This is a genomic window from Mycoplasma yeatsii GM274B (assembly GCF_000875755.1).
In the GTDB taxonomy this organism is placed as follows: Bacteria; Bacillota_I; Bacilli_A; order Mycoplasmatales; family Mycoplasmataceae; genus Mycoplasma; species Mycoplasma yeatsii.
Map to the genome: position 1 here is coordinate 788,769 of NZ_CP007520.1, position 13,513 is coordinate 802,281.

A 13,513-nucleotide genomic window follows, 5' to 3' on the forward strand; every position below is an offset into this window, starting at 1 on the left:
ATCTAATTGATTCCTTTCTTAATTTCTATCATGAAGCTTTTCTAATACCAGGAATTTGTCCTTCATAAGCAAATTTTCTAAAGCAAACACGGCAAATTCCAAATTTTTTAAGCACAGCGTGTGGTCTACCACAGTTATTACAACGTGTGTAATTTCTAACAGCAAATTTTTGATGTTTTTGTTGTTTTACTTTTAATGATTTTTTAGCCATCTATACAGTTCTCCCTTTATTATTTTTCGAATGGCATTCCCATTTTTTCTAATAATACGAATGCTTCTTTATTAGTTTTAGCAGAAGTTACAATTGTGATATCCATACCACGTAATCTTTGAACTTTATCATAATCAATTTCTGGGAAGATGATTTGTTCTTTAATACCTGTTGTATAATTTCCAAATCCATCAAATGAAGTTTTTGACACACCTCTAAAGTCACGAACACGTGGTAAAGCAACGTTGATTAATCTATCTAAGAAATCATACATTTTTTTACCTCTTAAAGTAACTTTAGTTCCAATTGGCATTCCTTCTCTTAATTTGAATACCGCTAATGATTTTTTAGCTTTTGTAATTAATGGTTTTTGACCAGATAATTTTTCTAATTCAGATACTGCTGCATCTAATTTTTTAGTATCAGTTGTAGCATCTCCGATTCCCATATTTATAACGATTTTTTCGATTTTTGGTACTTGCATTACTGATTTGTAGTTTAATTCTTTAAATAATTCAGGAACGATTTGTTCTTTGTATTTGATTTCTAATCTTGATTTCATAACTTATCTATTCCCTTCTAATTATCTAGCGCTTTTGATTTGTGTTTTTGATTTTTTAGCAACACGAATTTTTTTACCATCAGTAATTTCAAATCCAACTCTTGTAGTAGCTTCTTTGTTTTTTGGATCTTGTAATGCTACGTTTGAAATATGGATTTTTGCTGGAATTTCTTTAATTCCACCTTCAGTATCTTGGTTTGAAGGTTTAACGTGTTTTTTAACGTTAATTCCTTGAACTGATACTCATTGTTTATCTTTTGATAATGAGATGATTGGTCCTAATTCACCTTTATGTGAACCAGCGATTACTTTAACCACGTCACCTTTTAAGATTTTTGATTTTGCCATTTGCTGGTTCCTCCTATAATACTTCTGGAGCTAGAGATGCGATTTTTGCAAATCCTGCTTCTTTAATTTCACGTGCGATTGGACCGAAAATACGAGTTCCACGTGGTGATTTATCATCTTTTACTAATACTGCTGCGTTTTCAGAAAATTTGATGTATGTTCCATCTTCTCTTCTTAATTCACGAGTAGTTCTAACAATAACAGCTTTAACAACTTGACCTTTTTTAACAACTGCACCTGGAGCTGCAGAAATAACTGAACAAACAATAATGTCACCAATACCTGAGAATTTTCTAACTGAACCACCTAAGTTACGAATAACACGAACTTCTTTAGCACCTGAGTTATCTGCTACTTTTAATTTAGATAATGTTTGAATCATATAATTTTATCTCCTATTATAAAGTTGCTTTTTCAATAACTTTAACTAATCTAAAGTTTTTAGTTTTTGATAAAGGACGTGTTTCCATGATTTCAACTTTATCACCCATTTGAGCGATTTGTTGTTCATCGTGTGCTTTATATTTTTTAGAATATTTAACACGTTTTTTGTAGATTGGGTGGTTTTTGTAAGTTTCAACTAACACAGTAATAGTTTTGTCCATTTTGTCAGAAACAACTTTACCGATTAATGTTCTTCTACTATTTCTTTGCATCGTCTTTGTTCTCCTTTGTTACTTTTTTTCTAGGACTTGGTTTTTTTGCTTCTTTTTTTTCTTCAGCTTTAACTTCAGCTTTTTCCTCTTGACCTGCAGCCATTGCTTCAGCCATAGCTTGTTGCATGTCGTTTTCTTCTACTTCAGTTCCAAATTGTTGATTGTATTGTTCTTCGATCATTTTTCTTTGTTTTGCTCTAACTTCTTTTCCTGCTTTTTCAGCTTCAGCAACTGCTGCGTTGTAATCAGCTTTGATTACTTTGTTAGTGTTTTCTCCGCTTAAACGTCTTTCAGCTAAAGTTAATTCAATTCTTGCAATTTCTTTTTTAATTTCTTTAATACGGTGAGTTTGTTCTAAACTTCCAACTGCTGCTTGGAATTTTAAAGCAAATAATTCAGCTCTTTTAGATTCACCAGCTTTGATTAATTCATCAACTGATAAGTTTCTAATATCTGTCATTTTTGATTTAGCCATTAATTTTCACCTCTTTTAACAAATTTACAACGAATTGGAAGTTTGTGAGCAGCTAATCTTAAAGCTTCTCTTGCTACTTCTTCACTAACTTGAGCAATTTCGAACATAACTGTTCCTTTTTTAACAACTGCTACTCATTTTTCTGGGTTCCCTTTTCCTGATCCCATACGTACTTCTGCAGGTTTTTTAGACATTGACATGTGTGGGAAAATTCTCATTCAAATTTTTCCATCACGTCTCATGTAACGAGTCATAGCAATACGTGCTGCTTCGATTTGGTGGTTGTCAATTCAAGCACCATCTAAAGCCATTAATCCAAATTCACCAAAGTTGATTTCTTTAGCTCCTTTAGCTTTTCCTTCATAACTAACTCTGTGAGGTTTACGATATTTAGTTCTTTTTGGCATTAACATAATTATCTTTTTCCTCCTTTGTTAGCTTTTGGTTTTTCCATAACTGATGAAGATTTATTAGAATTTTTCATGTTTCCTAAAACTTCACCGTGGTTGATTCAAACTTTAACTCCGATTTGTCCATAAGTAGTTGGAGCTTCATATAAAGCATAATCAACATTAGCTCTTAAAGTTGATAGAGGAACTGAACCTTCTAAGTAACCTTCAGTACGAGCCATTTCAACTCCACCTAAACGTCCACTTACAGCAGTTTTAATTCCTTTAACTCCTGCTTTTAATGCTTTTCTAATTGCTAATTTTTGAACTGTTCTGAATGAAGCACGGTTTGTGATTTGTTCTCCAATTCATCTAGCAACTAAAGTTGCATCAGCATCAGGGTTTGAAATTTCAACAACTTTAACATTAACTTTTAAGTTTCTGTTTTTAACTGTTTTTTTAACAGTTAAAGCAATATTTTCAACATTTTTACCTTCTTGACCTAAAACGATAGCTGGACGAGCAGTTTTAATGATTAAAGTTAAATCTTTAGTAGTTCTTTCGATATCAATTTTTGATACAGCAGCATCTTTTAATAATTTGAATACAGCGTTACGAATTTTAATATCTTGATCTAATCATTTAACGTATTGAGTTTTTTCAGCATATCATCTGTTTTCTCAATCTCTAACAATTCCTAAACGTAAAACATTTGGTGATACTTTTTGTCCCATTTTCTACTTGTCCTTTCTATCTTTCGTCACTTACCACGATTACGATGTGGCTAGTTCTTTTTAGAATTTCATATGCTCTACCGTGAGCTCTTGGTCTAAAACGTTTTAATGTTGGTCCTTCGTTAACAAAGATTGTTTTAACGAATAATTTGTCAGCATCCATACCGTTGTTGTTAACAGCATTAGCGATAGCTGAGTTTAATAATTTTAATACAGGTTCAACTGCATCTTTGTTTGTGTTTTGTAGAATTGCGATTGCATTTGCTACAGGTTTGTTTCTGATTGTATCTGCTACTAATCTAACTTTTCTAGGAGAGATACGAATCATAGATAATTTTGCTTTTGCTTCCATATTAATTCTTATCCCTTCCTATTATTTTTTCTTACCTTTTTTCTTATCGTCACCATGTCCACCGAATTTACGAGTTGGAGAAAATTCACCTAATTTGTTTCCAACCATATCTTCAGTAACATAAACTGGGATAAATTCTTTTCCGTTATAAACACCGAATGTTTTACCGATGAATTCAGGGAAAATAGTTGATCTACGTGATCAAGTTTTGATTACTTCTCCATCTTTAGCTGATTCAGCTTTTTTGAATAAGCTTTCATCAACGAATGGTCCTTTTTTCAATGATCTTGCCATATTATTTATTCTCCCTTTCTATTATTTTTTATTACGTCTTCTTACAATTAGTTTTTCTGAAGCTTTTCTTGTGTTTCTTGTTTTTACTCCTAATGCAGGTTTTCCTCATGGAGTTACTGGAGATTTACGTCCAATTGGAGTACGTCCTTCTCCCCCTCCGTGTGGGTGGTCGTTAGGGTTCATTACAGATCCACGAACAGTTGGACGAATTCCTCTTCAACGGTTACGTCCTGCTTTTCCTCAGTTAACTAAATTGTATTCTTCGTTTCCAACTTCACCGATTGTTGCGTAACATTCAGCTAAAACTTTTCTAACTTCTCCAGATGATAAACGTAAAGTTACATATTTACCGTCATCATCTTTACCTAAGATTTGAACTGATGAACCAGCACTTCTTGCCATTTGTCCACCTTTTCCTGGTTTTAATTCAACGTTGTGAATTAAAGTACCTTCAGGAATGTTTTTTAATGGTGCAGCATTACCAACTTTGATGTCAGCATTTTCTGATGCAACGATTTTCATTCCTACTTGCATTCCTTTAGCAAATAATACGTAACGTTTTTCTCCGTCTAAGTAGTTTACTAAACAGATGAATGCATTTCTGTTTGGATCGTATTCGATTGATGCTATTGTTCCAACAACATCTCTTTTATTTCTTTTGAAATCAATAACACGGTATTTTTGTTTGTGCCCTCCACCTTTATGGCGAGTAGTAATTAAACCGCGGTTATTTCTTCCGGCTTTAGAACTTTTTGAAACAACTAATGATTTTTCAGGTGTATCTGTTGTAAGAATTTTTGAATAATCAATTGTAGTCATATTTCTACGACCATTAGTTGTTGATTTATATTTCTTAATTGCCATGTTTTTCCCTTTCTATTTAATGCGCTTACAATAATTTATCCGGGTAGATCTATCTATAAGTCGCTTATTCTGCTAAGTCATTTAAGACTTCTAATTGTTCACCAGCTTTTAAAGTGATGATTGCTTTTTTAAATGAATTTGTTTTTCCAACAAATCTTCCCACTCTTTTTTCTTTTCCGTCATAGTTCATAGTTCTAACTGATGCAACTTTAACTTCAAAGATTTCTTCAAAAGTTTTTTTAATTTGAACTTTGTTAGCTTTTTTATCTACTAAGAATGTATACACACCATTTTGATGTCCTAGGTATGACTTTTCTGTTAACACAGGTTTTTTAATAACTTCTGTTAAATGCATTATGCGTATACCCCCTCAACTGCTAAAACAGCTTCTTCTGTAATTAATAATTTAGTTGCATTTAGTAAGTCAAACACATTTAATTGGTTAGCAGCTAATGTTTTAACTTTACTAATGTTGTTTGCTGATTTTAATACTAACTCATCTTTTTCTTTAGTAACGATTAGTGTTTTTTGATCATCAATTTTTAAATCTTTCATTACTTCAACCATACCTTTTGTAGATGGTTTTGCAAATTCAAATTTGTCAACGATTACAAGATTGTTTTCTTTAGCTTTTAATGATAATGCTGATCTAAATGCTAAAGCTCTAACTTTTTTGTTAACACTTTTTGTGTAATTAATATCAGGTGTTGGACCAAAGACAACTCCCCCACCTCTTCATTGAGGTGCTCTAATAGATCCTTGACGAGCACGTCCAGTACCTTTTTGTTTTCAAGGTTTACGTCCCCCTCCAGAAACTTCAGCACGGGTTTTAACTTTTCTAGTTCCTTGTCTTAAAGCAGCTTGTTGAGCAACAACAGTGTCATAAATAGCTTGTTGGTGAGGTTCGATTCCTCATACGTTATCATTTAAAGTAATTTCTTTAACTTCATTACCTTTAATATTTAAAACTTGTATTTTCATCTGTTACCTCTCTAATTAAGCTTCAGTTGATTCTGCTTCAACTTTTGCGTTTCTATTTAATAATTCTGCTGCTTGTTTGCTTTGTAGTCCTTTAACATTTTGTTTAATTTGAACAAATCCTTTTTTAGGTCCTGGAATTGATCCTTTAATTAACATTAAGTTGTTTGCTGAATCAATTGCAATGATTTCTAAGTTTTGGATAGTTCTTTTTGCATGTCCCATGTGACCTGCCATTTTTTTAGATTTAAAGATACGGTTAATGATTGCTCCCATTGAACCTATTCCACGGTGGTATCCTGATCCGTGTGCCATTGGTCCACGTGAGTAATTATGTCTTTTAATTCCTCCAGCAAATCCTTTACCTTTAGTAATTCCTGTAACATCAACGTATTCACCAGAAACGAATACATCACTAGCGTTAATAACTTGACCTAGTTCATATCCAGTCATGTTTCTGATTTCTTTTACGAAGCGCTTAGGAGCTGAATTAGATTTTTTGAAGTGTCCTAATTCAGGTTTATTTACTAAGTTAACTCTTTTATCAACAGTTCCTAATTGAACAGCTGTATATCCGTCAGTTTCTTGTGTTTTAACTTGTAAAACTGTGTTTGGTTGAACCTCAACTACTGTAACTGGTACTAATTGTCCTGCTTCAGTAAATACTTGAGTCATTTCCAATTTACGTCCTAAGATTCCTTTCATTGTTTTCCTCCTAATTGATAATCATGTATATTCGGGCAAATTTTATATTTTGTATTTTCTAATGAATTTAAGAAGATTATTATAATTTAATTTCAATATCTACACCGCTAGGTAATTGAACTCTTTTTAGAACATCCATTGTAGCTGGTGTTGGGTTTAAAATTTCTAATAATCTTTTGTGTGTTCTCATTTCAAATTGTTCTCTTGAGTATTTGTAAACGTGAACAGATCTTAAAATAGTAATAATTTGTTTTTCTGTTGGTAATGGGATTGGTCCACGAACTTTAGCACCAGTACCTTCAGCGGCTTGAATTATTTTAGCGATGCTTTGATCAACAATAGCGTGATCATAGCCTTTTAATTTAATTCTCATTTTTTGTTCTGCCATGCTAACCTCCTGTTTTATCATTTTATCAACAACACTTACCAGTGTGTTGTAATAGAGCACACAAAATATACATGCAATTTATATTCTACACTATTTATATGAAAATGCTATATCTATTTTTCATTATTTTTCAAAAGATAAATAGTCAATAAAAATGAGATAAATAAAATAAAAAATAGTCTAAAAAGACTATATTTTTCCTGCAACTATTTTTGTAAATTTATTAACTAAATAATTATCAACTTTACCGTTATATGTATAAGCTAATTTTTCATTACCATTTAGTTTGAATTTATCTTCTTGAGAAGTTATTGGAAGATATAGATTTTTAGATTCTCAGTAGAATCCTTTGTCTTCACCTTCGCTACTTGTAATTTCTTCATCAACAGAAACTAATGGAGAAGCTTGACCTACATATTCAGAAACAGCAAGAGCATTTTCATATATAAAGTTAATAAAATCGTATGATAACTTTAAGTTTCTACACTCTGTTGAAATAACCATACTATCAGAATAGATATTTGTTGTTTCGTATCTTATTTCTGTTTTACCATCAACTTGAACTTTGTGTTCTTTATTTGGTCTTCCAAAGATGTAACCTTTTGTTCCACCAATTGGATCACCTTCTTCATCTCTTAGAGTGTTAGCAGTAGCTGCATCTCCATTATACATAAATGCGAAATCAAAGTTACCAATTGTAGCTTTATCAATTAGATCATCACCGTTTAATGAAACATTAGGATTTCTAACTAACTCTTGAACATATTTTGCAGCTTGATCTACAACTTCTTTGCTTTCAATATTAACAATTTGACCAACACGTTGTGCACCGATCATAAATATGTTTTTAGGGTCATTATTTAAAACAACGTTTTTTCCAGCTTTAGCTGCTTCTCATAAAATTTCTCAACTTAAAGTTGAATTTTTTATTTCGGTTTCATTTGTTTCTTCAACAAATTCAACACCTTGTTCTTTTAAGAATTGTTTGTTTTCTTTTGTTGGATTAACAATGATTGACATATCTCCTCATAAATAAGGAACTGCATAATCTATAATTGAATCAGTCTTTAAGTATTTCGCTTCTGAATCTTCTTTTTTATCATCTTTGTTTTCTTCTACTTCACGTTCAATAAGTTTAACTTCTGATTTAACCATTGTTTCTAATAATGGAGTTTGAATTTGTTTAGGTTTTTCTTGTTCTTCAGTTGACTCGGAATTTGAGTTATTTTCTTGGTCAGTGTTTTCTTCAGTAGACATTAAAGTTACATTTTCATCTTTGTTTTCTTCTGTACTATCTTCAGGTTTGTTAAAAGAAATTTCATTTCCATTTCTATCTTTAAAAGTACCTCAAACATTTAATTTAGAATAATCTAGTTTTTGAATTCTTCCTTCGTTAGCTAAACGTTGAATCATATAGTCACTAGGAACCATAACATCATAACCAACTGTTTGAATTTTATTGTATAAATTCTCATTTGAGTCATAAGTTTGATAACTTATTTTTACTTTATGTTCTTTTTCAAATTTTTCAATCAATTCTTCATCAATATACTCTCCTCAGTTAGCAACAATTAAATCATAAGTATTGTTTAAAACATAAGCAGTAGTTAATCCTGAAAATGCACCAGCTGTTAAAATAACAACTGAAAAAGTTTTTCAAGTTCTTGCGATAAATGATTGAGCATGATATTTTGATTGATTTTTAATTAATAATTTCTTTTGTAAATTAATTACGTGTTCACTTAGTTTGTTAAGTTGGATTTGTTTTTTATCAATTTTATTTTGATATTTAGTTTCAAAGTTTGAAATTAGTTTTTGTTTTTCTTCTTCTAAATGTTGGATTTGATCTTGATCATCACACATTTGAATTTTTAAATCAATTTGATTTGTGATTAAAACTTTTTTATAAATTCTAGTTAGAACTTCATCAATTTTATCTGTTAGTTCATTAATTTTATTTTTTCTAACATCTTGAAAGTCATGTAGTTTTTCAACAACCATTCTTAACTTGTAGTGATCTTTTCCCTCTTCAAGTTCTATGATTCATTCTTCAAGATAATTAATTTTATTTTTATATCATTCAACAAGTTTTTTAGATGGATCTTTTTCTTGTTTTAGTTCTTTTTTTAGAGTTCTAATTTTAGCTTTAATTTTTTTAATTTTTAAACTAGCTGTTTTTTCACGTTCTTTAATAACTTCAATTTTATCTTCTAAAAACTCAATCTTTTCTTCTAAGTTTTGAATTTGTAAAGTTAGTTTAGCTGCTTTTTTAACATCAGTTGTTTTTGATAACTGTTTGTTTAATTGGTTTAATTTTTTATTAGCTTTTTTTAATCTAGCTTCATAACGTTTTTCTTTACCTATTTTTGATTTTAGTTTATATTGCTTTCATTGAAGTTTAGAAATCTTTTTATCATAGTTATTAGCTTTGAAAATAAATAATCTAAATTTTAAAATAAAGTATTTAAATCATAAACTTAATCTAAATGAAGTTTTAATTATAGTTTTATTATTTAAAGTATCTTTTAAATTTTCTAATTCTTTGTTTAATTTAGATAATTCTTTTAATTTATAAGTATTGTTTTGAATTTTTTGTTTTGTTTCAGTTTTATATTGTTTATAAATAACAATTGCATTTCAAGTAATAATACAAATAGCAATTATTGCAACTAGACCTGTACCAAAAGCGAATACAAAAGGTTTAATTTTTTTAGCTGTATAAATGAATGTAGAAATGTTTGTTTGATCTCCACCAGTAAAATAAGAAATAATAAAGTCATCAAAACTCATTGCAAAAGCTATTGCACTTGCAGTAATGATAGCTGGTTTTAAAATAGGAATAATAACTTTAAACATAACTTGATGGTTCTTAGCACCTAAATCATAACTAGCATCAATTAAGCTTGGATCAATTTTTCTTAATCTAGGCATAACTGTAATTAATACATAAGGCACGTTGAATGAAATATGAGCCATAATCAATGTTAAGATCCCAAATTTTAATCCACTTAATAAAAATACAATCATCAATGAAACTGCAGTAACAACATCAGCATTAATTAATGGAACATTAGCAATTGAATATCATTTATTTCTTGTTGCTCTTTTTGTTTTACTTAAACCAATAGCAGCAAGTGTTCCAATAATTACTGAAACGATTGTTGAGACAACTGCAACAAATATAGAAGTAAAAATTGATTTTAAAAATGGTGAATTAGAAAACATATCTTTATATCATCTAAATGAAAATCCACCTCATCCTAAAGTAGTTTCTCCACCACTAAATGAAAGTACAACCATTGCAACAATCGGTGCATAAATAAAAGCGATAATTATTGCAAAGTAACTATTTTTTAAGAATCTTTTCATTTTTCTTACCACCCCTTACTTCAAATTTATTACTTAATAATTTCATAATTATAATAATAGCAAATACCATGATAGCTAAAACAACTGAAATTGCTGCACCAAATCCAAAATCACTTCCTTGGAAGAAGTATGATTCAATAGCTTGAGCAATTAAGTTAATTTTTCCATCACCCATATAATGAACAACTATCAGACTAGTTGCTGCTTGAACTAAAACTAAACTAAATCCAGTTAAAACTCCTGGCATTGATGAACGTAATGTTATAGTTCAAAAAGTTTTAAAAGGTGAACAACCTAAGTCTTGAGCTGCATCTTCTAAATCTCTAGGTCTTGATTCTAGTGAATCATAAATTGGAGCTATTGCAAAAGGTAAGAACATATAAGTCATACCAATAACCATCGCAATTGGTGTACCAATTGAAGATGCTGCAAATAAGTAAAATAAAGATCTAAGTCCTAAAACTTTTAAAAGCATAGAAATTCACATAGGCATTGTAACAATTACTCACATGTTTCTTGCTAGAATTTTTGATCTCATTTTAGACATAATTAATGCAATTGGATAACCCATTAAAACACACATAAGTCCTGCAGCAAATGCGTAAGCAATTGAAAGTAATAATGAAATCATAAGATCGTTATCAGTAAATAAAGTAATGAATTTTTCAATAGATATTCTAAAAAGTTTAATTCCATCAGCTGGTTGAACAACAGCATAAATAACAATCAGAATTAAAGGAAGCACAACTAAAAATGACATTACTACAAAAAATGGTAATAATATCGGTCATACTTTTCCTTTTGCAAAATTAAACATTTTAGTTTGAGAAAGTCGGTTATTAATTTCTTTTATTTTTAATCTGAAATTTTCACGTTTGATTTGTTCTTTTTGATCATCAATAGCTTCTTCAAGTTCTTCTTGATTAAAACCATTTAAGTTAACTTGAACGTCTTTTATGTTTTTTTCTTTCATAAACTATTCAACTTCTTTTCACATAACGTGAATGCTTTCATATTTTCATTTAATAGAAACTTTTTGACCAACTTTATATTCATCAATTGTATCAATGATTCATTCTCTACCTTTTGAAGTTTTAACAATGATTTCTCAAAGATTTCCTTTAAATGTAGTGTTTATAACTGTTGCATTGAAAAATCCTTTGTCTACTTTATCAATAATTATGTCTTCAGGTCTTATAACAATATCGATATTTTTTTCTTTTTCTCCGAAGTTTGTATCCATACATGAAAACTCTTTACCATCAAATTTAACTAAATTATCTTTTATAAAAGTTCCATCAGTTATGATATTTGAACTACCAATAAAGTTAGCTACTCATGCATTTTCTGGTTCATTATAAATTTCTTCAGGTGTTCCGATTTGTTGAATAATTCCATCATTCATAACAACAACACGATCACTCATACTTAATGCTTCTTCTTGATCGTGACTTACCATGATAAATGTAATTCCAATTTCACGTTGTAAACGTTTTAATTCTTCTTGCATTGTTTTTCTTAATTTAACATCTAATGCAGCCATAGGTTCATCTAATAATAAAACTTTAGGCTTCATAACAAGTGCTCTAGCAATTGCAACACGTTGTTTTTGTCCACCAGATAGTTCAGATACTTTTTTCTCTTCATATCCTTCTAAACCAACTTGACGAATTTGTTTTGCAACTTCACGTTCAATCATATCTTGTTTAGTTTTTTTAACTCTTAATCCAAAAGCAATATTTTCAAAAACATTTAAATGTGGAAATAAAGCATATGATTGGAAAATAGTATTAAATTGACGTTTGTTAATTGGAATAGGTAATAAGTTTTTGTCTTCAAATAAAATTTCACCACTGTTTGGTTTTTCAAATCCACCTATGATTTTTAATGTTGTAGTTTTACCACATCCAGATGGTCCTAGAAAAGTAATGAATTCTCCTTCTTTAATATTGAAACTAATACCTTTCAAAACAACTCTGCCATCGAATTCTTTGGTAACGTTTCTTAATTCTAATATATTATTTTTCACAGTTCTCCTCCTATATTCATTGTATTGAATATTAATAATTTAAATACAATAACAGAAGTCTAAAAAGACTCCTACTTAAGGGAGAGGCTCTCGGTTTCTAAAGTAATTTCTTTAATTTGAGAATGAGAAAAAATAACGTCTAGTCATTCAACAATTATGTAATTAATTTGTTTTAACATTTTCTCATCTCTTTTCTATAAATAATTTTATTTTTAAATACAATACTTTTAATTGTAAATTGTTTTAAAAAAAATACAAATAAAATATTTTTTCTAATAATTTTATTTGTTTTTAATATTAATTTTTAGGGATTGGTTCTTTTAAAACGTGTTTGTAAATATAGTGTCCAACTCCACCGTCATCACAACTTAATTCAGTTATATCATTTGCTACTTTTCTAACGTTGTCACGATAGTAATTTTTCATTACAACTCCAGTTCCAGCAAATTTTAATGCTTCAATATCATTTTCTCCATCACCAAAGAAAATAATTTCTTCAGGTTTAATATTTAATTCATTAGCAATATATTCTAATCCATAACCTTTATTAATTGATTTAGGATTGATTTCAACATTTTCTTTAGCGTTAGTAATGTAACTAAATGAATAAATACTGTAACCTCTTTCTTCAATTTCTTTTCTTAAAGCTCTCATGTTTTGACGTTTACCAAAACAAATATATTTAGTGATTATTGCATCTGGATCTTTTTTAGGGTCATAAGTTTTAACAACTCTTTTAACTCTTCTTTTCATTCATAAAGCAAATATTGAAAATCCTTTACTTTTATAAGCTATATTTTCATCTAATGCGTAAGCAAAAACATGAGCTTTGTGTTTCATAGCTAACTCAAATATTTCTTTACTTTCTTCTTTAGTAAAATGTTTAGTATATCTAACTTTAACACTACCATCAGTTTCATAACTAAATACTTGTCCACCATTTAAACTAACGAATGGAATTCCTGTATTCATTAAGTCTAATTGTTCAGCTACAACTCTTGTTGTGTTAATATTTCTTCCTGTTGCGATTACGATTTTAATACCTTTTTCTTTAGCTCTTTTTATTGCTTGTTTAGTTAATTTATTAATACCTGCTTTGTGTGATAAAACTGTTCCATCCAAGTCAATTGCAATCATTTTATACATAGTAAAACACTCC

19 protein-coding genes are annotated in these 13,513 nt (G+C 29.6%); all 19 read right to left on the reverse strand.

What is annotated here, in order from left to right:
- Window positions 1-25: 25 nt before the first annotated feature.
- The 19 genes from MYE_RS03440 to MYE_RS03530 all read right to left on the reverse strand — a co-directional run bounded on the left by MYE_RS03440 (window position 26) and on the right by MYE_RS03530 (window position 13,500).
- A complete protein-coding gene (locus tag MYE_RS03440) occupies window positions 26-211 on the reverse strand; it encodes a type Z 30S ribosomal protein S14 (RefSeq protein ID WP_004429037.1) in 186 nt (61 codons plus the stop codon).
- A gap of 19 nt (window positions 212-230) precedes the next feature.
- Window positions 231-773 carry a 50S ribosomal protein L5 gene (gene rplE, locus MYE_RS03445; protein ID WP_042733527.1) on the reverse strand — a complete coding sequence of 181 codons (543 nt, stop codon included), beginning with the start codon at window positions 771-773 and terminating at the stop codon, window positions 231-233.
- Window positions 774-794: 21 nt separating this feature from the next.
- Window positions 795-1,121: a 50S ribosomal protein L24 gene (gene rplX, locus MYE_RS03450; protein ID WP_004429035.1), complete on the reverse strand. Its 327-nt coding sequence runs from the start codon at window positions 1,119-1,121 to the stop codon at window positions 795-797.
- Between the two features lie 13 nt (window positions 1,122-1,134).
- Window positions 1,135-1,503 (reverse strand): 50S ribosomal protein L14, encoded by a 369-nt coding sequence (rplN, locus tag MYE_RS03455; RefSeq protein WP_004429034.1) that lies wholly within the window; start codon window positions 1,501-1,503, stop codon window positions 1,135-1,137.
- A 16-nt stretch (window positions 1,504-1,519) separates the two neighbouring features.
- Window positions 1,520-1,777 carry a 30S ribosomal protein S17 gene (gene rpsQ, locus MYE_RS03460; RefSeq protein WP_004429033.1) on the reverse strand — a complete coding sequence of 86 codons (258 nt, stop codon included), beginning with the start codon at window positions 1,775-1,777 and terminating at the stop codon, window positions 1,520-1,522.
- Window positions 1,764-2,252 carry a 50S ribosomal protein L29 gene (gene rpmC, locus MYE_RS03465; RefSeq protein WP_004429031.1) on the reverse strand — a complete coding sequence of 163 codons (489 nt, stop codon included), beginning with the start codon at window positions 2,250-2,252 and terminating at the stop codon, window positions 1,764-1,766. Before rpmC ends, rpsQ begins: the two co-directional genes overlap by 14 nt.
- Complete coding sequence (rplP, locus tag MYE_RS03470) at window positions 2,252-2,665, reverse strand: 50S ribosomal protein L16 (protein ID WP_004429029.1); 414 nt, start codon at window positions 2,663-2,665, stop codon at window positions 2,252-2,254. The genes rpmC and rplP overlap by 1 nt, the downstream gene beginning before the upstream one ends.
- A 2-nt stretch (window positions 2,666-2,667) precedes the next feature.
- Window positions 2,668-3,375 (reverse strand): 30S ribosomal protein S3, encoded by a 708-nt coding sequence (gene rpsC / locus MYE_RS03475; RefSeq protein ID WP_004429027.1) that lies wholly within the window; start codon window positions 3,373-3,375, stop codon window positions 2,668-2,670.
- Between the two features lie 16 nt (window positions 3,376-3,391).
- Window positions 3,392-3,727 carry a 50S ribosomal protein L22 gene (gene rplV, locus MYE_RS03480; protein WP_004429026.1) on the reverse strand — a complete coding sequence of 112 codons (336 nt, stop codon included), beginning with the start codon at window positions 3,725-3,727 and terminating at the stop codon, window positions 3,392-3,394.
- Between the two features lie 21 nt (window positions 3,728-3,748).
- Window positions 3,749-4,021 (reverse strand): 30S ribosomal protein S19, encoded by a 273-nt coding sequence (gene rpsS / locus MYE_RS03485; RefSeq protein WP_004429024.1) that lies wholly within the window; start codon window positions 4,019-4,021, stop codon window positions 3,749-3,751.
- Window positions 4,022-4,042: 21 nt separating this feature from the next.
- Complete coding sequence (gene rplB / locus MYE_RS03490) at window positions 4,043-4,885, reverse strand: 50S ribosomal protein L2 (RefSeq protein WP_004429021.1); 843 nt, start codon at window positions 4,883-4,885, stop codon at window positions 4,043-4,045.
- 64 nt (window positions 4,886-4,949) lie between these two features.
- Window positions 4,950-5,240: a 50S ribosomal protein L23 gene (gene rplW / locus MYE_RS03495; protein ID WP_004429019.1), complete on the reverse strand. Its 291-nt coding sequence runs from the start codon at window positions 5,238-5,240 to the stop codon at window positions 4,950-4,952.
- Window positions 5,240-5,866, reverse strand: coding sequence for a 50S ribosomal protein L4 (gene rplD / locus MYE_RS03500; RefSeq protein WP_042733528.1), 627 nt, complete (start codon window positions 5,864-5,866; stop codon window positions 5,240-5,242). Before rplD ends, rplW begins: the two co-directional genes overlap by 1 nt.
- Before the next feature lie 15 nt (window positions 5,867-5,881).
- Window positions 5,882-6,568, reverse strand: a complete 687-nt coding sequence (rplC, locus tag MYE_RS03505) for a 50S ribosomal protein L3 (protein ID WP_004429015.1) — start codon at window positions 6,566-6,568, stop codon at window positions 5,882-5,884.
- Between the two features lie 79 nt (window positions 6,569-6,647).
- Window positions 6,648-6,956 carry a 30S ribosomal protein S10 gene (gene rpsJ / locus MYE_RS03510; RefSeq protein WP_042733529.1) on the reverse strand — a complete coding sequence of 103 codons (309 nt, stop codon included), beginning with the start codon at window positions 6,954-6,956 and terminating at the stop codon, window positions 6,648-6,650.
- A gap of 189 nt (window positions 6,957-7,145) precedes the next feature.
- Window positions 7,146-10,325, reverse strand: a complete 3,180-nt coding sequence (gene potCD, locus MYE_RS03515; protein WP_042733530.1) for a spermidine/putrescine ABC transporter permease/substrate-binding protein — start codon at window positions 10,323-10,325, stop codon at window positions 7,146-7,148.
- Window positions 10,303-11,298, reverse strand: a complete 996-nt coding sequence (gene potB, locus MYE_RS03520) for a spermidine/putrescine ABC transporter permease (protein WP_042733531.1) — start codon at window positions 11,296-11,298, stop codon at window positions 10,303-10,305. Before potB ends, potCD begins: the two co-directional genes overlap by 23 nt.
- A 3-nt stretch (window positions 11,299-11,301) precedes the next feature.
- Window positions 11,302-12,354 carry a spermidine/putrescine ABC transporter ATP-binding protein gene (gene potA / locus MYE_RS03525; RefSeq protein WP_004429008.1) on the reverse strand — a complete coding sequence of 351 codons (1,053 nt, stop codon included), beginning with the start codon at window positions 12,352-12,354 and terminating at the stop codon, window positions 11,302-11,304.
- A 297-nt stretch (window positions 12,355-12,651) separates the two neighbouring features.
- On the reverse strand, window positions 12,652-13,500 hold the full coding sequence (locus MYE_RS03530) for a Cof-type HAD-IIB family hydrolase (RefSeq protein WP_042733532.1): 849 nt from the start codon (window positions 13,498-13,500) through the stop codon (window positions 12,652-12,654).
- Window positions 13,501-13,513: the final 13 nt, after the last annotated feature.